This window comes from Planctomycetota bacterium (assembly GCA_039819165.1).
Lineage (GTDB): Bacteria > Planctomycetota > Phycisphaerae > Phycisphaerales > UBA1924 > JAHCJI01.
In genome coordinates this window covers 171,832-194,418 of record JBCBSM010000002.1, presented here as the reverse complement: position 1 = coordinate 194,418, position 22,587 = coordinate 171,832, and the positions used below count along the sequence as shown (strand labels likewise).

Annotated in this window: 19 protein-coding genes, 1 pseudogene and 1 riboswitch; of the genes and pseudogenes, 15 read left to right on the top strand and 5 right to left on the bottom strand. The window is 69.9% G+C overall.

Annotated features, from left to right (window positions below):
* Nucleotides 1-38: 38 nt before the first annotated feature.
* The 6 genes and pseudogenes from AAFX79_12240 to AAFX79_12215 all read left to right on the top strand — a co-directional run bounded on the left by AAFX79_12240 (nucleotide 39) and on the right by AAFX79_12215 (nucleotide 7,593).
* Complete coding sequence (locus AAFX79_12240) at nucleotides 39-2,087, top strand: flagellin (GenBank protein ID MEO1009324.1); 2,049 nt, start codon at nucleotides 39-41, stop codon at nucleotides 2,085-2,087.
* A 61-nt stretch (nucleotides 2,088-2,148) separates the two neighbouring features.
* Nucleotides 2,149-2,601, top strand: a complete 453-nt coding sequence (locus tag AAFX79_12235) for a flagellar assembly protein FliW (protein MEO1009323.1) — start codon at nucleotides 2,149-2,151, stop codon at nucleotides 2,599-2,601.
* A 66-nt stretch (nucleotides 2,602-2,667) separates the two neighbouring features.
* Nucleotides 2,668-2,847, top strand: a pseudogene (csrA, locus tag AAFX79_12230) (carbon storage regulator CsrA).
* Nucleotides 2,848-3,120: 273 nt separating this feature from the next.
* The gene (locus AAFX79_12225) at nucleotides 3,121-4,680 is read left to right on the top strand and encodes a flagellin (protein ID MEO1009322.1); all 1,560 of its coding nucleotides are present in this window, start codon (nucleotides 3,121-3,123) and stop codon (nucleotides 4,678-4,680) included.
* Between the two features lie 299 nt (nucleotides 4,681-4,979).
* Nucleotides 4,980-6,518, top strand: a complete 1,539-nt coding sequence (locus tag AAFX79_12220; protein ID MEO1009321.1) for a flagellin — start codon at nucleotides 4,980-4,982, stop codon at nucleotides 6,516-6,518.
* A 115-nt stretch (nucleotides 6,519-6,633) separates the two neighbouring features.
* The gene (locus tag AAFX79_12215) at nucleotides 6,634-7,593 is read left to right on the top strand and encodes a tyrosine recombinase (GenBank protein MEO1009320.1); all 960 of its coding nucleotides are present in this window, start codon (nucleotides 6,634-6,636) and stop codon (nucleotides 7,591-7,593) included.
* Nucleotides 7,594-7,615: 22 nt separating this feature from the next.
* Here AAFX79_12215 and AAFX79_12210 read toward each other — a convergent pair whose 3' ends face one another.
* Complete coding sequence (locus AAFX79_12210; GenBank protein ID MEO1009319.1) at nucleotides 7,616-8,557, bottom strand: hypothetical protein; 942 nt, start codon at nucleotides 8,555-8,557, stop codon at nucleotides 7,616-7,618.
* Nucleotides 8,558-8,793: 236 nt separating this feature from the next.
* Between AAFX79_12210 and AAFX79_12205 the strand changes: the two genes are divergently transcribed.
* Nucleotides 8,794-10,248 carry a radical SAM protein gene (locus AAFX79_12205; GenBank protein ID MEO1009318.1) on the top strand — a complete coding sequence of 485 codons (1,455 nt, stop codon included), beginning with the start codon at nucleotides 8,794-8,796 and terminating at the stop codon, nucleotides 10,246-10,248.
* On the opposite strand, the gene AAFX79_12200 is transcribed toward AAFX79_12205, so the two are convergent.
* Nucleotides 10,232-11,734 (bottom strand): sulfotransferase, encoded by a 1,503-nt coding sequence (locus AAFX79_12200; GenBank protein ID MEO1009317.1) that lies wholly within the window; start codon nucleotides 11,732-11,734, stop codon nucleotides 10,232-10,234. The two genes, AAFX79_12205 and AAFX79_12200, sit on opposite strands and share 17 nt — an antisense overlap.
* Before the next feature lie 61 nt (nucleotides 11,735-11,795).
* On the opposite strand from AAFX79_12200, the gene AAFX79_12195 reads away from it, so the two are divergent.
* The 4 genes from AAFX79_12195 to AAFX79_12180 all read left to right on the top strand — a co-directional run bounded on the left by AAFX79_12195 (nucleotide 11,796) and on the right by AAFX79_12180 (nucleotide 14,974).
* Nucleotides 11,796-12,827: a polyprenyl synthetase family protein gene (locus AAFX79_12195; GenBank protein MEO1009316.1), complete on the top strand. Its 1,032-nt coding sequence runs from the start codon at nucleotides 11,796-11,798 to the stop codon at nucleotides 12,825-12,827.
* 29 nt (nucleotides 12,828-12,856) lie between these two features.
* Entirely contained in the window at nucleotides 12,857-13,408 is a 552-nt protein-coding gene (locus AAFX79_12190; protein MEO1009315.1) for a DinB family protein, read from the top strand.
* A gap of 99 nt (nucleotides 13,409-13,507) precedes the next feature.
* Nucleotides 13,508-14,074 (top strand): carboxymuconolactone decarboxylase family protein, encoded by a 567-nt coding sequence (locus AAFX79_12185; GenBank protein ID MEO1009314.1) that lies wholly within the window; start codon nucleotides 13,508-13,510, stop codon nucleotides 14,072-14,074.
* Nucleotides 14,075-14,251: 177 nt separating this feature from the next.
* Nucleotides 14,252-14,974 (top strand): hypothetical protein, encoded by a 723-nt coding sequence (locus tag AAFX79_12180; GenBank protein ID MEO1009313.1) that lies wholly within the window; start codon nucleotides 14,252-14,254, stop codon nucleotides 14,972-14,974.
* Nucleotides 14,975-14,987: 13 nt separating this feature from the next.
* Here the strand turns inward: AAFX79_12180 and AAFX79_12175 are convergent, their stop codons facing one another.
* Entirely contained in the window at nucleotides 14,988-15,491 is a 504-nt protein-coding gene (locus AAFX79_12175; GenBank protein MEO1009312.1) for a ClbS/DfsB family four-helix bundle protein, read from the bottom strand.
* Between the two features lie 45 nt (nucleotides 15,492-15,536).
* Nucleotides 15,537-15,654, top strand: a riboswitch (TPP riboswitch).
* Between AAFX79_12175 and thiC the strand changes: the two genes are divergently transcribed.
* From thiC to AAFX79_12160, 3 genes are all read left to right on the top strand, one after another.
* Complete coding sequence (gene thiC, locus AAFX79_12170) at nucleotides 15,645-17,573, top strand: phosphomethylpyrimidine synthase ThiC (GenBank protein MEO1009311.1); 1,929 nt, start codon at nucleotides 15,645-15,647, stop codon at nucleotides 17,571-17,573. (Overlaps the previous riboswitch by 10 nt.)
* Before the next feature lie 16 nt (nucleotides 17,574-17,589).
* Nucleotides 17,590-18,036, top strand: a complete 447-nt coding sequence (locus tag AAFX79_12165) for a hypothetical protein (GenBank protein MEO1009310.1) — start codon at nucleotides 17,590-17,592, stop codon at nucleotides 18,034-18,036.
* Between the two features lie 22 nt (nucleotides 18,037-18,058).
* Nucleotides 18,059-18,349 (top strand): hypothetical protein, encoded by a 291-nt coding sequence (locus AAFX79_12160; protein MEO1009309.1) that lies wholly within the window; start codon nucleotides 18,059-18,061, stop codon nucleotides 18,347-18,349.
* Between the two features lie 22 nt (nucleotides 18,350-18,371).
* Here the strand turns inward: AAFX79_12160 and AAFX79_12155 are convergent, their stop codons facing one another.
* Both AAFX79_12155 and AAFX79_12150 read right to left on the bottom strand, forming a co-directional pair.
* Nucleotides 18,372-21,281, bottom strand: coding sequence for a hypothetical protein (locus tag AAFX79_12155; protein ID MEO1009308.1), 2,910 nt, complete (start codon nucleotides 21,279-21,281; stop codon nucleotides 18,372-18,374).
* A 79-nt stretch (nucleotides 21,282-21,360) separates the two neighbouring features.
* Complete coding sequence (locus AAFX79_12150) at nucleotides 21,361-22,011, bottom strand: cyclase family protein (protein MEO1009307.1); 651 nt, start codon at nucleotides 22,009-22,011, stop codon at nucleotides 21,361-21,363.
* 109 nt (nucleotides 22,012-22,120) lie between these two features.
* Here AAFX79_12150 and rpsU point away from each other — a divergent pair, with 109 nt between their 5' ends.
* Nucleotides 22,121-22,324 carry a 30S ribosomal protein S21 gene (gene rpsU / locus AAFX79_12145; GenBank protein ID MEO1009306.1) on the top strand — a complete coding sequence of 68 codons (204 nt, stop codon included), beginning with the start codon at nucleotides 22,121-22,123 and terminating at the stop codon, nucleotides 22,322-22,324.
* The last annotated feature ends 263 nt before the right edge of the window (nucleotides 22,325-22,587 follow it).

Here is a 22,587-nt window from a genome sequence, read left to right as displayed (position 1 = left end):
CCGGGCGCAGGAGCCGATCCCATGCCAGGACGCACACCATGACGCAGGTCTCCGCCGGGCTCACCCGCGTGCCCAATCTCTTCGTCGCACAGATGCAGCTCAACCGCATCAACCGCGGCAACGTCGACCTCTTCCGGGTCGAGGAGCGCTTGGCCACCGGACGCGACGTCAACCGTTTCAGCGACGACTCGGTCCGCGCGTCGGCCATCTCGGCGCTCGACCAGTCGATCGAGCGATCGGGACAGTGGCTCCGCAACCTCGACGTGGCGCAGTCGGCGCTCGACCGCCTGGACGTAGCGCTCGGCGACGCCCAGGACGTGACGCTCGAGGCCAAGTCGATCGCCTCGGAATTCATCAACGTGACCTTCAGCGCCGACGATCGCGCCGGCGCGGCCGTCACGGTCGACAGCCTCATCCAGAAGGCCTTCGAGGTCGCCAATCGCAAGTCCAACGTCGGCTTCATGTTCGGCGGCGATGCGCCCGGCGCGCGGCCCGTCGAGGCCATGCTGGGCGGCTACGCCTACCGCGGCGCGGGCGACGGCCTGCGGATCGACCTCGGTCCGGGCGTCGACGTGCCCCTGACGCTCGGCCCGGGCAGCCCGCTGGGCGGCACGTCGGCCCGCGTCGCCGGCTCGGTCGAGCTGCGGCCCCCGGTGACCGAGGACACCCCCGTCGCCGACCTGCTCGGCGCGCGGGGCACGGGCATCGACCTCGGCAGCTTCCGGCTTGCCATCGGCGACGCAACGACCCAGACCATCGACCTCTCGGGGGTGGACACGGCGGGAGACATCGCCGACGCGATCGAGGCCGCCATCCGCGCCGTCGAGGCCGAGACCGAGCAGACGATCCTGGGCCCGCAGGGGGTGCGCTTCGACGCGCGGGCGCTGCGCATCGATCTCGAGCCCGACGGCGGCGGCGGCCCCGAGCTCGCCTTCACGGACATCGCCGCCGGCACCGCCGCCGCCGACCTGGGCTTGCTCATGGACGGCGGCATGGTCACGCCCACCGAGGACGCCGGCGCCGACCTCAACCCGCGGCTGAGCTGGCTGAGCCCCATCGAGACCGGCGACGAGCTGCCGCTCGGGGCGATCCGCATCCGCCACGCCGGCCAGACCCGCGTCGTTGATCTGAGCTCGGCCCGGACGATGCAGGACCTCCGCAACGCGATCGAGGCGACCGACCTCGGCGTCCGCCTGGAGCTGGATTCCGAGAACGGCACGATCAATCTCGTCAGCGACCTCGCCGTCGCGCGGGGCTTCGGGCTCTCGGTCGAGGAGATCGACGGCAACGACGAGACGGCGTCCCGGCTGGGCATCCGCAGCTTCTCGGGCGCGACGCCCGTCGATGGACTCAACGACGGCGCGGGCGTGCGGATCATCGACGACCAGGTCGATCCGATCACCGGCGAGATCGATCCCGAGCGCAACACCGACTTCCGCGTGACGCTGGGCAACGGCGTGGCCTTCGACGTCGACCTGCGGCCCGAAGATCTCGGGACCATCGCGGGCATCGCGGCGCGAATCAATGCGGCCGCCGCCGACGCGGGCGTGCTAGTGCCGGGCGACTTCGAGGCCGGCGTGGTCGCGTCGGGGCCCGGTGGGCTGGCACTGCGGCAGGATCCGGAGATCGGCGGCACGCTGACGCTCGAGCCGCTCAACGCCTCCCGCGCGCTCCAGGACCTGGGCCTGGGCGATGCGGCCTTCGATGCCGCAAGCTCGATGATGATCGGCGAGGACGTCGGCCAGGTCCGCGTCCGCAACCTGTTTAGCGATCTGCTCGATCTGCGGCAGGCCCTGTCGGACGACGACGTTTCTGGCATAGGGCTTGCGGGGGAGTCCATCGAGCAACGGCTGGAGGCCGTCGCGCAGGTTCGGGCGATCAACGGCGGCAACGGCCGCCGGGTGCAGGATGCCGCGGATCGCCAGGAGGACATCGTGTTTCTCGACCAGGCAACACGCAGCGGGCTGAGGGACACCAACTTTGCGGAGGCGGCGATCACGCTCTCGCAGCTGCAGACGCAGCTGCAGGCCTCGCTGCAGGTGACGGCAATCAGCAGGCAGCAATCGCTGCTGGACTTCCTGGGCTGAGACCAGGACGCACGCGGAAGGACGGCCCGTGGGGCATCAGGCCCGGCCGGAGGAGTACGGCATGCAGGTCAATACGACCCGATTCGGCGTGGTGGACATCGCCGACGACAAGGTCATTCGCTTCCCGCAGGGGCTGCTCGGCTTCCCGGATCAGCAGCGCTACTGCCTGCTCGAACCGGGCGAGGACGCCTGCTTCTTCTGGCTGCAGTCGCTCGACGAGCCATCGCTGGCCTTCGTGGTCACCGATCCCTCGCTGTTCTTCAAGGACTACGAGGTGCCACTCCGCCCCGAGCAGGCCGAGTCGCTCGGCATCGACAAGCTCGAGGATGCGCAGATCTTCGTCATCGTCAACAAGGTCAACGAGACGCTGACGGCCAACCTGCAGGGCCCGCTGCTGATCAACACCATCGCGATGGCCGGCGAGCAGCTCGTGCTGGCCGACAAGCGCTGGACGACGCGGCACGAGGTCATGCAGGTGGGCGCACCCGAAAGGGCCAAGGCGGCGACCGCCTAGAGGCAGCGCGGAGCAAGGACGCTGGGATGGAGAGTCGGTCCCCCCGCGGACCCACGGAGCGCACGGATGCTGGTGCTGTCCAGGCAACGCGACGAGACGATCATGATCGGCGACCACGTGGAGATCACGGTCGTCGACATCCGCGGCGACAAGGTGCGGCTGGGCATCACCGCCCCGCCCCAGGTCGCCGTGCACCGCAAGGAGGTCTACGAGGCCATCAAGGCCGAGAACCGCCGGGCCGCGGAGGCGCCCGACGACGACTTCCGCTCGCTCAGCGCGCCGGTTCGACCGGGCCGCCGGGCGGGCGTGCCGTCGGCCGGCCGGGTGTCGGCCTCGCGCGGGGGCGCGGTGTCCCCGCCATCGGAGCAACCCACGACGCGGCCCGCACGGGCGCGCACGCCCTCGGCCGATGCCGACGGGCCCAGGCAGGCAGCGGGCTGAGCCCCACCGGCACACGCCGGCGCCCGGGGGCCGAATCACGCCGCGACGGAGCGCGGTGACGGTGCACGGAGGACCGCGATGACGCGCATCAACACCAACGTACCAAGCATGATCGCCCGTTCGAACCTCGAACGCACCAACCGCGAGTTGGATACGAGGCTCGAGCGGCTCAGCACGGGCCTGCAGATCAACCGGGGCCGAGACGATCCCGCGGGGCTGATCATCTCGGAGCGGCTCCGCGCCAACATCCAGGGCGCCGAGCAGGGCATCAAGAACTCCGAGCGGGCCTCCTCGGTCATCGCGACCGCCGAGGGTTCGCTCAGCGAGGTCAACGAGCTGCTCAACAGCATCAAGGCGCTCGTCGTCGAGGCGGCCAACACCGGCGCCTTCTCGGACGAAGAAATTGCCGCCAACCAGGCGCAGATCGACTCGGCTATCGACTCGATCACGCGGATCTCGGATACCGCCCGCTTCGGTGACCTGCGGCTGCTCGACGGCAGCCTGGGCTACCAGACCTCGGGCGTGGCGCTCTCGGCGCTCGGCAAGGTGGACATCCGCGCTGCATCCTTCGCCCAGGACGACAACATCTCGGTCGAGGTCGAGGTGCTCAACTCCGCCCAGCAGGGCGGGCTGTACGTCCGCGGCGATCTACCCACGCCCGGCGCCGTCGAGAATGGCACGGTGCTCTCGGCCACCGTGCTCGAGATCCGTGGCCCCGACGGCGTGGTCAGCATCGATCTGGCCGAGGGCATGGACTACGAGCAGGTCGTCACCATCGTCAACCGGCTGACGCCCTCGACGGGCGTGGTGGCCGAGCTGATCAACGGCGACGCAAATTCGGGTCTGGTCTTCCGCAGCGAGGACTACGGCGCCAATTCCTTCGTCTCGGTCGATCGACTCGATGACCCCGCATCCGGCGGCACCTGGCAGACCTACAAGTTCGGCGACGACCTCCAGATCGGCGACATCGATCCGTTCCCGTGGGCTACGGTGGGCACCGACCTCGTCGAGGCAGACCGCGACCAGGGCCGCGACGTGACGGCCATCGTCAATGGCGCGTTGGCCAACGGCAACGGCCTGGAGATCTCGACGGCCAATCCGCAGCTCTCCGCGGTGCTGCTGCTCAACTCGGATCTAGCCACCCGCGTGGGAGAGTCGACCACCTTCACGATCACCGGCGGCGGCTCGCTCTTCCAGCTGGGCTCGGAAGTCGTCGCGCAGCAGCAGGTCAACCTGGGCATTCCATCGCTCTCGGCCACGCGCCTGGGCGGCACGCTCATCGACGGCACGCTGCAATTCCTCGAGTCGCTCAAGACCGGCCGCGAGAACAGCCTGGCGACCTCTAAGGACCGTGGTGACTTCACCGCCACGAGCCGGATCATCGATACCGCGATCGACGAGTCGACGGTGGTCCGCGGGCGTCTGGGCGCCTTCGAGCGGAACACGCTGCAGACCAACATCCGGTCGCTGTCGCTGACGGTGGAGAACCTGACCGCCAGCGAGTCGCTCATCCGCGACGCGGACTTCGCCTTCGAGACCAGCCAGCTGACGCGGGCGCAGATCTTGTCCAGCTCGGGCACCACGGTGCTGGCCATCGCCAACCAGCAGGCGCAGAACGTGCTCCAGCTGCTCGGCTAGCCCGCCGAATCCGCCGATCGGTTCGTTCTCGGACCTACCGGCCACAACCCGATCCGTCCGCCGGCGGACGTCCCAAGGCCCTCCAGGCCGGGCGGGCGTCCAGGCCGGCCGTTTTTCGCGCGCCGCCGCGGACGGACTGAATCCGCCTCTCGTGCTCGCCGATGCCTCCACCACGCCGGCTCGGGGCTGCGCGGCCGTGGTACGGATGCCACGACCGACTCGGGCCGCGGCCGCGGGCGTTGTTCCGCGGTGGGCCTGGGCCGCCCTCGGGCTGGCCAGTTGTTCACGGAGGACGCCGGATGAGCCGGATCAACACCAACGTGCAGTCGTTGCTCGCCCAGCGGGTGCTCGGCGCCAACAACCTGAACCTGAACCAGTCGCTGGAGCGCCTGTCGACGGGCACGCGGATCAACCGCGGCAAGGACGACCCGGCGGGCCTGATCGCGTCGGAGAACCTGCGTTCGGAGGCCACCGCCCTGACCGCGGCGATCTCCAATGCCGAGCGCGCCGACCAGGTGGTCAACATCGCCGAGGGTGGCCTCCAGGAGGTCAGCAACCTGCTCAACGAGCTACAGGGCCTGCTGACCACGACCGCAAACCAGGCCGGCCTGAGCGAGCAGGAGAAGTCCGCCAACCAGCAGCAGGTCGACTCGATCCTGCAGACCATCGACCGCATCGCGTCGGCAACGGCCTTCCAGGGCACCAAGCTGCTCAACGGCGGCTTCGACTACCGCGTCTCGGGCGTGGTCGGCGACGTGACCGATTTCCAGGTCAACGGCGCCAAGTTCGAGGGCGCGAGCCTCGATGTCGACGTGCTGGTCACCCAGTCGGCCCAGCAGGCCGGCTTCTTCCTGCAGACCGCCGCCACCGGCGGCACCGCCATCGATCTCACCGACGAGACGAGCGAGTTCCGCATCGAGATCGGCGGCTCGCTCGGCAGCCGCGAGCTGAGCTTCAGCTCGGGCCAGACCAACGTCCAGATCGCCGCCGCGATCAACGCCTTTAGCGACGTGACGGGCGTCGAGGCCACCGCCTCGGCCAACGGCATCTCGCTGGTGAGCACCGCCTTCGGTTCGGACGAGTTCGTCTCGATCAAGGTCGTGGACGACGGCGGCATCACGGGCACCGGCGTGGGCATCTACAACTTCGAGGCCGGCGAGTTCGGCACCCCGGAGGGCTCGGTCGAGAGCACCTTTGCCGCCGCCACCAACGAGATCCGCGACCTCGGCCAGGACGTCAATGCCACGGTCAACGGCATCCGCGCGGTGACCGACGGCAAGGACATCCGCATCAACACCGACTTCCTCGACGTCGAGCTCACGCTCTCGACCGCGGCCTCCCAGGCCCTGGGCGCCGTCGATGGCGGCACGCCCGGCACGTCGGCCTTCAGCATCACCGGCGGCGGCGCCGACTTCCAGCTGGCCGGCCAGGTGGACATCGCCGGCAAGGTCAGCCTGGGCATCGGCAACGTGGCCTCGCGGAACCTCGGCAACTCGACCAACGGCTTCCTGGGCGATCTCGCCTCGGGCCAGTCGCTGAACCTCGAGGACGCCGATGACCTGTCCTCGGCCCAGGAGGTCGTCTCCGACGCCATCGAACAGGTCTCCACGCTGCGGGGCCGCCTCGGCGCCTTCCAGCGGAACACCGTGGGCGCCACCATCCGGAGCCTCTCGATCTCGCTGGAGAACACCAACGCGGCCGAGTCGGTCATCCGTGATACCGACTTCGCGGCCGAGACCGCGCAGCTGACCCGCAGCCAGATCCTGGTCTCCTCGTCGACCCAGGTCTTGTCGCTGGCCAACACCCAGCCGCAGTCGGTCCTCCAGCTCCTGGGCTAAGCCCTCGCTGAGGTCCTTCGCGGCCTGAATCCAACTCTCTCCGGCCCGGGCTCGCGTCCGGGCCGTTTTCGTGCGCCGCGGGAGCGTGGGCGGCGATCCCGCCGATACCGCTGGCATGGCGCCCCCGCCGCAGGAGGTCCCCGGGCTCGACGAGCTGCCCGACGCGATGGCGTCGGCGGCGCGGGCCTTCCTCTCGTTCCTGCGGGTCGAGTGCGGCCTGAGCGAGAACACCCGCCTGGCCTACGCCCGCGACCTGCGGGACCTGCTCGCTGCGCTCGCCGAGCGGGGTGCGTCCACGCCGGGCGACGCCACGGCGCGTCTGCTCGCCGAGCATCTCGGCCTTCTCGCGGGTGCGCGGGCGCTCGCGCCGGCGAGCGCGGCCCGGCACCTGAGCACCATCCGGGCGTTCTGCCGATGGGCCCGAGACACGGGTTGGATCGCCGAGGATCCCACCGAGCCGCTGCTGCGTCCGAGTCAGTGGCGGCGGCTGCCCAGGGCATTGTCGCCGGCGCAGATCGACGCGCTGCTCGCCGCGCCGGCCGCCGGCGAGCGCGACCGCGGCGCGCCGCTGTGGATCCGCGACCGTGCGATGCTCGAGCTGCTCTACGCCTGCGGAGTCCGGGCCAGCGAGCTGTGCGAGCTCTCGGCCGACGACCCCATGCGGGAGGTCGCCATCCTGCGTGTCATCGGCAAGGGCAATAAGGAGCGCGTCGTGCCCATGGGCACGCCCGCGATGGAGTGGATCGGCCGGTACCAGGCCGAGTGCCGGCCTCTGCTGGTCCGCGACAACCGTCTGCAGGCCGGGCGGCTGTTCCTATCCCGCACCGGCCGCCCGCTCGAGCGAACGGCGCTGTGGGGCATCGTGCGGCGGTGGGCCCGCGTCGCGGGGCTCGGGCACGTCCACCCGCACATGCTGCGGCACACCTTCGCCACGCACCTGCTGACGGGCGGGGCCGACCTTCGCGTGGTGCAGGAGCTGCTCGGCCACGCGACGATCGTGACGACCGAGATCTACACCCACGTCGACGACCGCGGCCTCCGCGAAACCGTCGAGAAGCATCTGCCCCTGGGCTAGCGGACGGAGGCGGCCGACGACGCTATACGGGTCGCCGCAGCGGGTTGCCCGGCGAGGGGTCGGCCATGCCACGGTCGCGGTCGGAGACCCAGGCGCGGGACTTGGGCCGCTCGGCCTCGCCCGCGGCGCCCTCGCCCATCGGGCGGTTGAGCGTGCCGACGGCCCGCTGGCCGTGGTGGCTGCCCACGCCCTTGGCGCGGATGGCCTCCAGCTCCTTGTCGAGCTTCTCGTCCAGTTCGCTCACCGAGGTCACGATCACGCCGGCCTCGACGCCCTCGCGGAAGCACATCAGCGCGTGGCCCGCGAGGATGGCGGCCACCAGCGGCAGCGCCAGGTGCGAGGCCAGCAGGCCGATGGGCGACGGCGCATCGGGCCCCACGCCGGCGCTCGCACCGAGCATGACGTCGTAGCTTACGAACGAGCCGCTGAGCGGCAGGCCCGGCAGCTCGATGACGAGCGGCGCGGCCGCCATGAAGAGCACGGTGGTCCAGGTTGCGGCGCGGACGGTCTTTTCCACGCCGGGGATGTTCGCGCCGCCAGCGACGACCGCGCCCAGCAGCGTGGCGATCCACAGCGTGAACGTTGCCACGATGCCCGTGGCGGCCGATGCGTCGGCGAAGGTCCGCAGCGTGCCATCCCAGCGGCCCAGCACCTTCTTGGGTCCGGTCTCCATCTGCCGGCCCAGCCGGCCGTTTATCGCAGCGGGCTCGGGAGGGGCGGCGTCCTCGGCCAGGGGCGTTGCGGCCGCGGGCTTGGCGGCGGCCTCGGCCCGCGTCACGACGGTCAGCTTCTGGGCCGTCGGCGGCGTCTCCAGTACATCCCAGCGGACGTCGGTGAAGTGCACGAAGCAGAACGACAGCATCTGCAGCACCGCGCAGCCGACCACCGCCAGCGACGTCCACAGCACCGTGGTGCGGAGCTGAACCAGGGCGGCCGACACGTGGGGCCGGCGTTCGGTGTGCATGGCCACGACCTCCGAGGGCGGGGGATCCGCCCGCAGCGGAGTATCGATCGCCGCTCCGCCCTGGCTGCGTCGATATCCGGTCGCGGGCGGCAATCGCTACGGAGAATCCCGCATGACCCGTGCAGGCCGCACGCTCGGCGCAACGGCCACGGCAGTCCGGCCAGAGATTTCAATTATTTCTGAAACATCACTGTACGCCGACCGACCCATCCTCAACAATGTTCCTGGAGGTGGCCATGGCCGCGATCTATCAGGCTCCGCCGACGCATCCCGATCTGTCCGGGCTCGACGCCGGCTTGCTGGACGCCGTGGTGCACGGCGGGGCCCGCCTCACGCCCGCGCAGGGCCTGGAGATCCTGGGCGGCATGCCGCTGGCCGACCTTGGCCGCTGGGCCGACGCCCGCTGCCGCCGGCTGCACGGCGACGCCTACCGCACCTACGTCATCGATCGCAACATCAACTACACCAACGTGTGCAGCGCAAAGTGCACCTTCTGTGCGTTCCGCCGCAGCGGCCACGAGGACGACGCCTACACGCTGGAGCACGAGGAGATCTTCCAGAAGATCCAGGAGCTCAGCGACATCGGCGGCACCCAGATCCTGATGCAGGGTGGCATGAATCCCGACCTGCCGCTGGACTGGTACATCGATCTGCTCGGGGGCATCAAGGGGCGCTTCCCGCACATCCACGTGCACGCGTTCAGCCCACCCGAGTTCATCGAGTTCGTGCAGTTCTTCGATCCGCTCGGCGCCACGCTGGAGGCCAAGATCCGCTGGGTCATGGTCCGGCTCCGCGAGGCGGGGCTCGACTCGCTGCCCGGCGGCGGCGGAGAGATCTTTGCGCCGGCCGTCCGTCGCAAGATCGGGCTGGGCAAGTGCGACGCCGACGCGTGGCTCACGTGCATGTACGTGGCCCACACGCTGGGCATGTTTACCAGCGCAACGATGATGTTCGGGCATATCGAGGGGCTGGCCGACCGCGTGCACCACCTGGCGCTGGTCCGCGAGTGGCAGGACCGGGCGTTGCTCGCGGGCACCAGGGACCCGATGGACGCCGCTCCGGGCGAGCCGATCGCCACACCGGCCTTCGGGCACTACAAGGCGTTCATTAGCTGGCCCTTCCAGCGTGAGAACACGCCGCTGGGCCGCCTGAAGGAGTGGGGGCAGGCCGAGGGCGATCGCGTCGACGGCGAGCCGGGCGAGTTCCCGGGCGACGTGGTCGCGCAACTGGATGGCCGCGGCACCAAGGACATGCATCCCGAGTTCGGCCGGCGGCTCCGCATGGCCGGCTCGACGCAGTACCTCCGCACGCAGGCGCTCAGCCGCCTGATGCTCGACAACATCTACTCCATCGGCAGCAGCTGGGTGACCATGGGCCCGCACATCGGCCAGGTGGGCCTCAAGTTCGGCGCCAACGACATGGGCAGCGTGATGATGGAGGAGAACGTGGTGTCGTCCGCCGGCACGACCTATTGCCTGAACGAGTCGGTGCTGTGCAAGCTGATCCGCGATGCCGGGTACATCCCCGCCCAGCGCGACAACACCTACGACATCCTCCGCACGCACGACGGCGAGGCTAGCCCGGACCTGCAGGTGACCGATTGGTCCGAGCACCGCGCCAGGCGGCTGCACGTGCAGAGCGAAGCCGAGACGCTGGGAACCGCGGAACTGACCGTTAGTGCTGGGAAGTGAGCCCGTGCCGATCCAATGCCTCGTGCAGCGGCTTCAACAGATCGCCGTACCGCTCGGCGCGGCCCTTCGCGGACTTGTAGATCGGCTTGCGGACCTGCGTCACGCTCAGCGTTCGGTCGGGGCGATTAGCCTCGTGCGGCCTGAGGCAGCGGTCGTCCCAGGGGAGGCCCACGAAGTCGATGATCCTGCGGGCGGTGCCGGGGAGGTCCTCGACGAGGTCCTCGTAGCGGATGGTGAGCAGGTCGTTGCGGCAGGCGTGCCGCCAGTGGTCGGCCAGCCGGAGGTTCTGGGCGTACACGGCGGCGAGGTCATCGAAGCTCGCCGCGTAGGGGACGGACACGGGCTTGAGCCGCTCGAAGTAGCACGACAGGCAGTTGTCCGCCGGGTCCCGCACGGTGTGGATGAACTTCGCCCCGGGCAGGATGAGGTCGGCCAGGCCCAGCCGGCGGATGTTCGCGAGATCCTTGTTGGAGATGGCGGCCGCTCCCGGCGCTCGCGCCCGCAGCCGCTCGGCGTAATACGCCGCGGCAGAATCGAGGCTCTCGGTGCCCATATCCCGGACCGCGCGCGGCCAGGGCGATCCGGTGGCGAAGTCGTGCTGCAGGCGGTTGGCCAGCAGGTGGAGGCTGAATTCCTCGTCGGCACCGAAGGCTCCGGGGTGCGCGTGGATGATCCGCTCGGTGAGCGTCGATCCGCTGCGGGGCATGCCGACGATGAAGACCGCCCACGAGCCGTCGGTGGTCGCCCGGGGCGCGTCGGCCATCCAGGCCGCGTCGAAGGCGTCGAGGATCGCGTCGTTCTCGGCGACGTAGTCCTCGATGCGGAACGGCACGCGGAGCATGGCGTTGCCGCGATCGGCGGCGGCGAGCGCATCGGCGAATCGCTTCTTGCGCTCGTACGCCCGCGCCATGGTGAGGTGCGCGCTTCGGATCTGGGGTTCCTCGGGCAGGTCGGCGGCCATGACGCGCTCTCCGAGCGCGATTGCGTCGTCGAGGCGGCCCGAGTCCATCAGGACGCGGATGCCGACGGCCGCCAGCGAGGGATGCGTGGGGCTCCGGTGGAGCGCGGGCTCGAGGGTCTTCCACGCCCGCCTGGCGTTGCCCTGCATCTCGTAGACCTCGGCGCGGCCCGAAATGGCGGGGAAGAAGCTCGGATCGAGGGAGATCGCCTCGCCGTAGTGGGCCAGGGCGTCCCCCAGCCGGCCGGCGTGGACGTAGGCCTCGGCCAGCTGCACCTGGCCCAGCGGCGTGGGCGGGGATCGCTCCAGCCAGCGGCGGCGGTAGTGGATCGCGTCGTCGAAGAGGCCGATCGCGAGGCACGCCTCGGCCATGAGCTTCATGGCCCCCGCGTGGTTCGGCGCCACGTTGAGCGCGGCTTCGCCCAGCGCGTAGGTCTGGGCCAGGTCGCCCCGCGCCATGGCCTCCCGGGCCTGCGCGAGCGACTGCTCGATGCGCGTGTGCGAGTCGGTGGGCGTGGCGTCGGGCATCGGGGATGATAAACCGCCCGCGGGCCGCGATGGCCCGCGGCTCTCGGCCAAGGAGCCCGGCATGCGGAACCTGCTGGATCTCGACGAAGACCTCGCGCCGCTGCAGGCGGAGCTGGCGGGCTTCCTCGTTCGCGTGAGCGATCGCTTCGACGCCGCGCTGACCTCCGACCTGCTCGCCGTGGAGCGATTGACGCGGCACGTCGAGCGTTACCGCGGCAAGATGCTGCGGCCGGCGCTCGTGGCGCTATGTGGCAGCGCCGCTTCCGGGATGGCGATGGACGACCTGCTCGCGGGCGAGGCCGGCGTGGACCTCGCGGTGGTCGCCGCGGTCTGCGAGATGGTGCACATGGCCACGCTCGTGCACGACGACGTGCTCGACGAGGCCGAGACCCGCCGCCGCGGCCAGACCGTCAACGCGATGTCCGGCAACGAAACCGCGGTCATCCTGGGCGATTATCTGATCGCGGGTGCGTACCACCTGTGCTCCACGCTCGATCGGCAGGCGACGGCGCTCCGCGTGGGCCGCGCCAGCATGATTGTCTGCTCTGGGGAGCTCCTGCAGCTCGATCGCCGGGAGGACTACGCGATCGACGAGGCGACCTACTTCGAGATCATCGAGCGGAAGACCGCCGAACTGATCGCCGCCGCCTGCGAGCTCGGAGCGCAGCATGCCGGCAGTGGCGGGCCCCAGCGCGACGCACTCGCGAGCTTTGGGCGCCGCATCGGCGTGGCCTTCCAGATCCGCGACGACCTGCTGGACCTGACGGGCCGCGAAGAGATCGTGGGCAAGTCGGTCGGCCGGGACGTCCGCAAGGGCAAGGTCACGCTGCCGATCATGCACCACCTCGCCGAGGCGGGCGCGGCGACGCGGGCCGAGACGCTGGCGCTCATCGAGCGGGCGGAGGCCGGCGACGACCACGCCGCCGCCCAGGTCCGCGCCCGCATGGACGGCACCGGCTCGATCGAGCACACCCAGGCGGTTGCCGAGCGTATCGTCGAGGAGGCGCGCGGGGAGCTGGCCGTGCTCGCCGACACGCCCGCGCGGCGGATGCTCGACGCCATGGCTCGGGCGGTGGTCGAGCGGAGCTTCTAGCGGAGGCTCATCGAGTTGGGAGGTCATGCGTGGCAGCACGAACGATCCAGGGCGAGCTCTACGCCCGCGGCATCGAGCAAGGCGTCGAGTTGTTCGAGCGGTTCCTGCCGGGCTTCGACGACGCCAACCGCACGGCGCAGGCCGAGCACCTGCCCAACCACATGGCCTGGACGCTGGGCCACGTGGCGATGACGAGCGCCCGGGCCATCGAGCGGCTGCAGGGCCAAGACGCGCCGCAGCCGCTGCTGGATCACGAGTTCGTTGTGGCGGACCGCGGCGACGCAGAGCGGTTCGGCACCGAGGTCGTGTGCTTCGGCTCCAATCCCGTGGACGATCCGGCGATCTATCCCTCGCTAGCTCGATCGGCCGCGATCTTTCGCGCGGTGCATGGGCGGCTGGCAGGGGCGCTCCGCGAGGCCGACGACGCGGCCCTCGCGCGGCCGACGCCCTGGGGCAGCGGACGGACGACGGTCGGCGACCTGATGCACCGGATGGCCTTCCACATCGGCACGCACACGGGCCAGATCGTGGATCTGCGGCGGGCGCTGGGCATCCCGCCGGTGATCGCGCCGCGTTCGTAAGGCGGTTCGGCCCGCGAGATTTCCGTGCCGGCATGAATAAAGCCTCTCGCAGCCGGGCTCGTCCTCCTTCCACATGACGCAAGGAGATGCTCGATGCCGATCGCCGACTTCACGGTTCACACGCCCGAATCCGCACCCGAGGCCACCAGGCCGTTGTTCGAGAGATCGAAGTCCGAGTTCGGCATGCTGCCCAACCTGCACGCGGTGATGGGCGAGAGCCCCGAATTGCTCGATGCCTACCAGACCCTGTGGGGGCTGATGCAGAAGACCAGCTTCTCGCCGCTCGAGCAGCAGGTCGTGATGCAGACCGCCAACGTTGAGAACGAGTGCCACTACTGCGTGCCCGCCCACGGCACGATGGTCCTGGGCATGACCGACGAAGCCACCGCACGGGCCCTGGCGCACGGCGAGCCCCTAGGCGATGCGAAGCTCGAGGCTCTGCGGGCGTTCACGCTCGACGTGCTCCGCACCAAGGGCCGCCCGTCGAAGGACGCGACCGAGGCCTTCTTCGCCGCGGGATACGGCACCAAGCAGGCACTCGAGGTCGTGGTGGGCCTGGCGACGAAGGTGCTGAGCAACTACACCAACGCCCTGGCCGGCACGCCGCTGGACGCCCCGTTCGTGCCGGCAGTCGGGAAGCTGGGGCTGGAGCCGCAGCCGGCGTAGAACCGACCCACGAACCCGTCCCCCGATCGATCCGTAGCTTGCCGATCGAAGTGGGGGTGCGGCATGCATCGCATTGGTCTGTTGTTCGCGGTCGCTGCTGCGGCGTCCTGGTTGTTGGCACATCGTGTGGATGCCCAATCCGCCGTCGAATTGCCAGCGGGGAATCCGTTCTACGTCATGCAGCCCTCGTCGGCTCCCGACGAGGATGTTGCATTCATCCGACACGCGCTGGACGCGGGCATCGAGCAGCTCGTCGCCTACTTCGATGATGATGGACTTGCGCGTGCCGCCCGCGATGCCGATGTCACCGTCGAGGTGCACGCCACGCCCAACGACCGGGCGGGGCCCAACCTGGCAACCATCCGCTCGGGCACGATCGACGGCACGATGGATACGTTCTTCGCGCGGCTGCACTTCTACGCGCCGTCGGCGCACGGGCCGGGCCTCACGACGTCGTCGGGCGAACCCAAGGACGGGGGCTACATCGAGCGTCTGGTCGTGCACGAGTACAGCACGGTGTTCCTCGGGCTCGCCAGCCGACGCAAGCCCGAGGGCTGGCGCCTGCGCACCGCGCCGGCCTGGTTCGTGCAGGGCTACCAGGAGTACCTGGGCCTGACGCACTCGGGCGAGACGGGGCGTACGCGGTCTCTGCCGCGGTACGTCGAGATCGTGAAGAATGACCCAGATCGCGTGCGTAATGACTTCGGATTCGAGGTCCGCGATCCGTACATCACCGGCGCGGTGCTGCTGCACTTCATGCACGAGCGCTTCGGGGCCGACCGCGTGCGGGCGGTGCTGCTCGGTGCGCAGCCGACGTTCGGCCGGGCGATGCGGGAAGAGCTGGGCGTCGACGCCGACGCGTTCCTCGCCGACTGGATCGTCTGGCTCGAAGGGGCCTAGGACGGACGCTTGATCAGTCGGACTGGGCCCGGATCCAGCGCTGCAGGATCTTGGTGGCCGACGCATAGTGGCTGGCGGTGTTGGCGCCGAAGTAGCTCACCATCGGGTGCTTCCCCGTCCACTCGAACCGCCCGGGCTCAAGGAGGTCACGCTCGTCGAGATCGTCGACGAACACGCACACGCGCTCGAAGGAGCGGTCAAAGGCGTTGCGGACCTCGTGCCATGGATCCGCCTCGTGCGCCCGCCAGATCGCCTCGTTGAGCTGCGGGGTCTGGTTCCACTTGTAGCCGTCGGCGGGCATCGCGGGGGTCTGGCCCCGTAGTCCGGCCTCGTGCCAGCCGAAGAACAGGCCCTCCCACGCAGTAAGGTGCGCGAAGAGGTCCTTGACCGTCCAATCCTTGCCCCAGACACCGGGCTTGTCGTAGCGATGTTCCGGAATCTTCGCCGCAGTGCCAAGGAACCGGGTGTGCTCCCGGTGCATGCGATCCACGAAATCGGCCTTGGACGCGTACTTCATTCGCGAACGGTACCCCCCCCGGCTGGCTCGGTGTTCGTATAGTGCGGCTCTCGCACGGGGCGTCCCATCGTGGCCTGAATGTGAAGGCGACGCCGGGGCTGAGACGCACCCGTTGAACCTGATCCGGCTCATACCGGCGGAGGGAATGCGACCATGTCCGCTCTCGACGATCCGAAGGTCTTCTCGCTCGCGGCCGATGCGACGGCCGACACGCCCACCCGACGCTTCGCGGCGCCGACCCGCGGCGCGGGCAATCCCGGTGATGCCGACGCGACGACGCCCGGCAGCTTTGCGAATGCGCACGATGTCGGCGGGCCGCGGGCGTTCAGCTCGCCCGATGCGCCAGGCATGCCCGAGCCGAGCCCCTACACCGCATGGGACTTCCTGCCCGAGGGCTGGACGCTCGAGGCGGCAGCCGACCACGCTTCCGGATGCGCGGGGCACAACCACCCGGAGATCGGTGCGCACGTCCGCTGCGTTGCTCCCACGAGCTTCGAGCCGATCACGCAGCTGGAGCATGCGCGGCTGGGCGTCGTCACGCCGCAGATGCGGCGGGTCGCCGAGCGGGAGGCGCACCTGACGCCCGAGCGGGTCCGCGACGAGGTCGCCGCTGGCCGCATGGTCATCCCGGCGAACGTGACGCACCTGCGGTACAAGCTCGACCCCATGGCCATCGGCCGTGCGAGCCTCACGAAGATCAACGCCAATATGGGGGCTTCGCCGGTGTCCTCGGGCACCGATGAAGAAGTCGAGAAGCTCCGCTGGGCCGAGAAGTGGGGGGCCGACACGGTCATGGACCTGTCGACCGGCGGCGATCTCGACGAGTGCCGGGACGCGATCCTCCGCAGCAGCACGGTGCCGATCGGCACGGTGCCGATCTACTCGATGATCATCGGCCGCAAGCTGGAGGACCTCGACGAGCGGGTCGTGCTGGATACGCTCGAGCACCAGGCCAGCCAGGGCGTGGACTATTTCACCATCCACGCCGGTGTCCGGCGGAAGCACCTCAAGTACGTCAAGAACCGCACGATCGGCATCGTGAGCCGCGGCGGCAGCCTGCTGGCCAAGTGGATGCTCGACAAGAACCGCGACAACCTGATGTACGACATGTGGGACGACATCTGCCGGCTCATGCGCCGCCACGATGTCACGTTCTCCATCGGCGACGGGCTCCGTCCCGGCGGCCTGGCCGATGCGACCGACGATGCGCAGCTGGCCGAGCTCGAGACCATCGGCGAGCTGACCGAGCGGGCCTGGCGGCACGGCGTGCAGGTGATGGTCGAGGGACCGGGGCACGTCCCGCTGGACCAGATCGAGTACAACATGAAGCTCCAGCGGCGGCTGTGCCACGGCGCGCCGTTCTACGTGCTCGGCCCGCTGGTGACGGACGTCTTCCCGGGTTACGACCACATCACCAGCTGCATCGGCGCGACCAACGCCGCCTACCACGGCGCCAGCATGCTCTGCTACGTCACGCCCAAGGAGCACCTCGGGCTGCCCAAGAAGGGCGACGTCAAGGAGGGCTGCGTCGCCTACAAGATCGCCGCGCACGCCGCCGACGTGGCGCTGGGCATCCCCGGCAGCCGCTCGTGGGACGACGAGCTGACCAAGGCCCGTGCCGCGCTCAACTGGGAGAAGCACTTCGAGCTGAGCTTCGACCCCGACCTCGCCCGCGCCTACCACGACGAGGACCTCGACGTCGACACCGACTTCTGCGCCATGTGCGGCCATGACTGGTGCAGCGTCCGCATCTCCAAGGAGATCCAGGAGTTCGCCAGCGGCAAGGCCGAGGGCTTCGATCGCGGGAAGCCGGTCCGCAGCGACGCGCTGACGCCCGAGCAGCGGGCCATCCTGGAGCAGCGGGGCTACCTCGACCCCGCGGAGATCCACAAGCTCGCCAGCAAGGTGAAGGGCAAGGTGAAGGGCAGGCCCGGGGGCAAGGACGGCGCCGACGACGGCAAGGCCGCCTGCCACAGCGACTACGTGGACGCCGACCAGGCACGCCAGATCCAGGGCGAGCCGCTCGTGCAGGTCGACGTGCGGCCCGCGCTGGGGATCGGAAAGGACGATCGGGTGGTGTGATGCAGGAGCGCTCCCGATGATCACCCGCTTCCGCCAGTACGTGCGGAACCTTGGGCCGATCGGCGCGATCGTCAATTCGCTCGTGCTCGGCTATCTGGTGTACGCGGTCGTGCGGAGTGCCCTCGACGCCGGAGGTCCGTTCGCGACGGGCATCATCCTGGGCGTTGCGGGGGTGCCGCTGCTGCTCGGCCTGCTGGGGCCCCGGCTGGTGCTCGGGTTCCTCATCGAGCACGCTTCGTTCGCGTCGAAGCTCATCCGGGGCCTGCAATTCGCGGTCATCGGGTTCGTCGTCGTGCTGCTCGTGCTTCGGCCGCCGCTGCCATGGTGGGGCTTCTTGATTGGTCTCGGCGCGGTCAGCCTGCTGCATGGGCTCGTATTCTGGTTCTTCTCCGATCCGCGGCTGCTGACCGGTCGCGGCCTAGACGCTCTCGAGCGGATGGCTTACGGGCCGGAGACGACCTAGCCCAACTCGAAGGAGAACACCGATGCATTCATCGCCCGCTCGTGCCCTTGCAGCGGCGTTCGCCGCCCTCGTCGCGGGTTCCCTCGCCGGGTGCCACGGCGATGCCCCGCTCGCGACCGAGACCGAGCCCGCCGGCGTGCTGGCCGTCGCCAACGAGACCTGCCCCATCGGCGGGCACGCCGTTACGGAGGAGGGCGGGTACGCCATCCACGACGGCCAGAAGGTCGGCTTCTGCTGCGATCAGTGCCGCGTCATCTGGGTCGAGGACATGACCGAGGCGGAGCGCAGCGAGGCGCTCGCCGAGGTGCTGTAGCGCTCCGCGACATCACTCTGGCCTACGCCAGCGGCACGCCGCCGGTCGTCCAGGCCTCGCCCCTCGCCGCGTCGTAGCTAGTCAGCATCGCGAAGAAGTCGGCGTCACTGGTAAGCGTCACCGCCATCGGCCCGTCGCCCGCGCGGCTGCGGACGGGCGCGATCGACGAGAGCTCCAGCGTGGCGAAGCCCTCGGCCGCGATGAGCACGCTCTCGAAGACGTCCACGCCGGAGCCGAACGTGAAGCGGACGGTGACCGTGATGTTCGTATTGCTCTCGCTGGCGATGCCCAGCGTGCCGAAGGGCGTCGCGCTCGTCTCGTCCTCGCTAAGCTCGGCCACGCCGAAGTAGTAGGAGCGAGCGGCCCATTCGGGGGGGCGGGCGCTCGCGGCGTCGCCCGCTGGGGGCCGCAGAACGGCCTGGGCGACGACGCCCGCGTCGGCCTCCCACTCCAGCGCGTCGGCACGGCCGGAGTCGATGAGCAGCCGCGTCTCGCCGGGCTGGAGCGTCACGGCCCGGACGAACGTCCGCACGCCGCCGTCGGTGGCGAACAGCGAGACCGAGCGGGGCAGCAACGCGGGATTGAACAGGTAGGCGTCGGTTTCGACGCCCGGCGGCGGCGTGCCCAGCACCAGCACGCCGTCGGCCAGCGGTGCGGTGCTGCCCAGCGTGGTCCAGCCCACGCGGGGCGCAGCGTCGTAGTGCGAGAGCGCCGCAACCACGCCTTCATGCACAAACGCGAGCGCGGCCGAGGCCGATCGGCTGGTGAGCGTCACGCCGTACACGCCGCCGGGCAGCGCATCGGTGTCGTTGAGGTTCCAGCCGCCGCGGCGGTTGGCGCCCACGACCTGGCTGATCGTGATGCGGCCCGTCGCCGTGGCGAACTCGGCCTCGACGACGGCGGCGTGGTCGTTGGGGTTGTGGAACACCAGGAAGCCCGAGGCGCTGCCGACCTCGGCCCGCGCGAAGTACCACGCCTCGCTGGTCTGCGTGGTGAAGTCGTCGGCCGTCACCAGCCGCTGGCCGTCGAAGACGTCGGCGTGCTGCACGCCCGCCGAGAGCAGTTCGCTCGCGGCCAGCACCATCGAGTAGGGCTCGCCGCGGAGGATGCCGCGGCCCGTGTCGGCGTCCGTGGCGTAGACGCCATCGCGTGCGATGTCGATGCCCAGCCGCTCGCCCGGCAGCAGCAGCCGGTTCTCGACGATCACGTCGGCCGAGCGCTCCAGCGCGAGGTTCTCGTACCGCAGCGTCAGGGAAAAGACCTGTGACTCCGCCGTCGGGTTGGTCACCCACACCGTCTGATCGATATCGGGCGAGGCGAAGCCCTCGGGGTAGTACAGCAGCACGTCCTCGCCGAAGGCCTCGGCGGAGAGCGTGTAGCTGCGATCGCTCGGGGCGGCGCCGAGCACCTGGGCCGAGTAGATCTGGGCGTCCGCCGCGATCACCAGCGAGGCCGACGCGGAGAACGGCGTCTGCTCCACGATGCGCCCGGCCGAATCCCAGAGCCGGATCGCGAATTGCTCGCTCCCGCCGCCGGAGACCCGCAGCTCGAAGCGACCCGATTCTTCGAGGTCGAACCAGTGCAGCCCCGCGTCCGCGGCGCTCGCGAAGCCGCCGCCCGCCCCCATGGGTGCGGCGGGTGAGATCGCGATCAACTCGCCCCGGCCGGGCCACGCCCCCGGGGTGATCTCCCAGCCGATGTCGTTCAGGGCGGCCAGGTCCAGCGGCGTCGGCAGCCTCCGCTCGCCGTTCGAGATGGTGGGGGCCATGAGCACCCGCTGGCCGTTGTCCACCAGGTCGTCGCGCCAGTGCGAGAGGTCGCCGGGCGCCAGGTCCACGGCCCGCCCGTCCTCGCGCGAGACGAACACGCGGTAGGTGCCCGCCTCGGTGGGGTCGTAGCCGGTTACCACGATGACGAGGTCCCGTCCGGCGACGAGATCCAGATCCTCGATGCCGGAGTAGCCCGGCCCCATGCCCGGCAGCCGATCTCCGAAGTAGTCGTCGTTCACGCCGATGAGGTTGGCCAGCGGGTCGCTCGGGTCGAAGGTGCCGTCGTAGAGCGCGAGGAAGCCGTCGAAGTCGTCGCCGAGGATCTCCTGGTCGACGAGGACGTCGTAGCTGCCCGACTCGGGCACCGTGAACGGGGTGGCCTCGTAGGTCACGCCCACGCCCACCATGGATGGGATGGTGCCCGACGCCGCCGGTCGCGTCCAGATGGGCCCGCCGGCGGTCGAGCCGTCGAACGTCAGCACGGATCTGGGCGTGCGCAGGTCGTGCTCGGCGATCGCGATGGCGCCGACGAACTGGTTGCTCTCGATCAGGTTGTCGAAGGAGGGCGCGCCCTCGATGAAGCCGAGCACGTGCGTCATTTCGTGCAGCGCGACGGACAGGAGGTCGCTCTGCCCGGGCAGGAGGCCCTCGTTCGTGATGCCGGTGAACCAGTCGTTTTCCGTGTCGAAGGTGATGCTCCCGCCCCACAGGCCGAAGTCGGTGCGGCTCGCGGGATCGCCGATGGCCCCGGGCTGGCCGCGGCCGACGATGGTGTCGAAGAAGCCGCCGCCGTCGCCGAAGACGTTGCGGGCGCCGCCGAAGCCGGCCCGCCCGAGCGTCGAGCCGCCCAGGTCCCGCCCGCCGACGTACACGCGGATGGTGTCCTCGGCGATCGTGGGATTGTCGACGGCCTGCTCGGTACCGGTGCTCGGGTTGAAGAACACCGCCTCCCAGTTGCGCCCGCCGCCGGGGATGATCGCCGCGAGCGAATCATCCAGCAGCCCTCCCAGGTAGTCCGCGGCATACTCGATTACCGCGCGGCGGTCGGGATCATCGAAGAAGCCGTTGGTATCGAAGTCGTAATTGACGTCGATCTCGACGCTCAGCAGCACGCGGGGCTCGAGCCGCTCGACGGCGACGGGGCTGCAGCGGGGACGGGCCATGGTCGTTCTCCTCCGTGCGTGCGCGATGCGGCACCGGTCTATGCGGCTGCCTGCCCAGAAGATCGGCGTTTCGGCCGGGTTATTTCCGCCGAAGCACCGCCCGGACCGGGCTCGCGTCGAATCCCACCAGCCGTAGCGGCAGCGCGATCAGTTCGTACACCCCCGGGTCAACGTCCGCGAGCAGCAGCCCCTCCAGGATGCGGACGCCCGTGCCGGCGCACGCGGCGTGCGCCGGCAGGTCCTTCGAGTCGGCCAGGTCGACGCTGGGGGTATCCACGCCGATGAGCCGCAGGCCGCGGCCGGCCAACTCGCGGACGGCCTCCGGATCTGGTGCGGCCAGATCCGTCGGGAAGGTGTTGGGGTCCGGAGCCGTGCCGGTCGCAAGCAGCAGCCGTCCGGGTTCGCCCGAGCGCACCAGGGCGTCCAGGTCGGCCAGCGATGCGACCGGGAGGGCGTCCACGCCGAAGCGCTCGCCGCGGGTGGCCTCGATGCGGGCCACGACGCACGGGCCCAGGTAGAGCGCAAGGTCGTGCTCGTCGATGCCGACGCCGCCCGGCATGTAGTGGTTCTCGCCGTCGGCGTGGGCTCCGGCGTGGACCGTGGTCTGGAGGGTGCTGAGGGTCAGGTGGTCGCCCCGGGCGGTGTCCATCAGCACGCGGCGGGAGAGGGGCGTGTCGCCCGGGAAGACCGCGATGTCGGGCGTCAGCGGCGGCGAGATATCGATCAGCATCGCACAGGCTACGGCGCAGGGCGTGCGGCTTGACTCCGGCCCGCACCCACCCAACCCTAACGGTTCCCCCGGCCGATGGCCCGCCTGGGGATTGGAGGGCGTCTCGCGTATGGCGATCCGGATCAAGGCCCGTGGCGGCGAGTCCATCGAGCAGATGATGAAGCGCTTCAAGAAGCTCTGCGAGAAGGAAGGGCTCACCAAGGACATCAAGCGCAAGGAGTTCTTCGAGAAGCCCAGCGAGCGTCGCCGTCGTGCCGCCCGCAAGGCCCTCAACAAGCGGCTCCGCGACCAGGCCATGGCCAACCGCCGCTAGACGCGCCGTCCGAGCCGGGGGCGTCAGCACGCCGACCCGGCGACGCGAGCCCGGCGATGCACCGGCTGCATGTAGACCGACACGACTCGGCCCCGGCCGGGTTTTTTTGTGCGCGAGATCAAGGCGTGCGCTTGGATGGCCGCGGGCTCACGCCCGCGGCTCGGACGAATTCGATCCCTCCCATTGCCCATTGCCCATTGCCCATTGCCCATTGCCCATTGCCCATTGCCCATTGCCCATTGCCCATTGCCCATTGCCCATTG

Bases quoted from the DNA above. Each gene is read 5' to 3' on its own strand.
- AAFX79_12240 (MEO1009324.1), top strand. From the start codon at position 39: ATGACGCAGGTCTCCGCCGGGCTCACCCGCGTGCCCAATCTCTTCGTC.
- AAFX79_12235 (MEO1009323.1), top strand. From the start codon at position 2,149: ATGCAGGTCAATACGACCCGATTCGGCGTGGTGGACATCGCCGACGAC.
- AAFX79_12225 (MEO1009322.1), top strand. From the start codon at position 3,121: ATGACGCGCATCAACACCAACGTACCAAGCATGATCGCCCGTTCGAAC.
- AAFX79_12220 (MEO1009321.1), top strand. From the start codon at position 4,980: ATGAGCCGGATCAACACCAACGTGCAGTCGTTGCTCGCCCAGCGGGTG.
- AAFX79_12215 (MEO1009320.1), top strand. From the start codon at position 6,634: ATGGCGCCCCCGCCGCAGGAGGTCCCCGGGCTCGACGAGCTGCCCGAC.
- AAFX79_12210 (MEO1009319.1), bottom strand. From the start codon at position 8,557: ATGCACACCGAACGCCGGCCCCACGTGTCGGCCGCCCTGGTTCAGCTC.
- AAFX79_12205 (MEO1009318.1), top strand. From the start codon at position 8,794: ATGGCCGCGATCTATCAGGCTCCGCCGACGCATCCCGATCTGTCCGGG.
- AAFX79_12200 (MEO1009317.1), bottom strand. From the start codon at position 11,734: ATGCCCGACGCCACGCCCACCGACTCGCACACGCGCATCGAGCAGTCG.
- AAFX79_12195 (MEO1009316.1), top strand. From the start codon at position 11,796: ATGCGGAACCTGCTGGATCTCGACGAAGACCTCGCGCCGCTGCAGGCG.
- AAFX79_12180 (MEO1009313.1), top strand. From the start codon at position 14,252: ATGCAGCCCTCGTCGGCTCCCGACGAGGATGTTGCATTCATCCGACAC.
- AAFX79_12175 (MEO1009312.1), bottom strand. From the start codon at position 15,491: ATGAAGTACGCGTCCAAGGCCGATTTCGTGGATCGCATGCACCGGGAG.
- thiC (MEO1009311.1), top strand. From the start codon at position 15,645: ATGTCCGCTCTCGACGATCCGAAGGTCTTCTCGCTCGCGGCCGATGCG.
- AAFX79_12165 (MEO1009310.1), top strand. From the start codon at position 17,590: ATGATCACCCGCTTCCGCCAGTACGTGCGGAACCTTGGGCCGATCGGC.
- AAFX79_12160 (MEO1009309.1), top strand. From the start codon at position 18,059: ATGCATTCATCGCCCGCTCGTGCCCTTGCAGCGGCGTTCGCCGCCCTC.
- AAFX79_12155 (MEO1009308.1), bottom strand. From the start codon at position 21,281: ATGGCCCGTCCCCGCTGCAGCCCCGTCGCCGTCGAGCGGCTCGAGCCC.
- AAFX79_12150 (MEO1009307.1), bottom strand. From the start codon at position 22,011: ATGCTGATCGATATCTCGCCGCCGCTGACGCCCGACATCGCGGTCTTC.
- rpsU (MEO1009306.1), top strand. From the start codon at position 22,121: ATGGCGATCCGGATCAAGGCCCGTGGCGGCGAGTCCATCGAGCAGATG.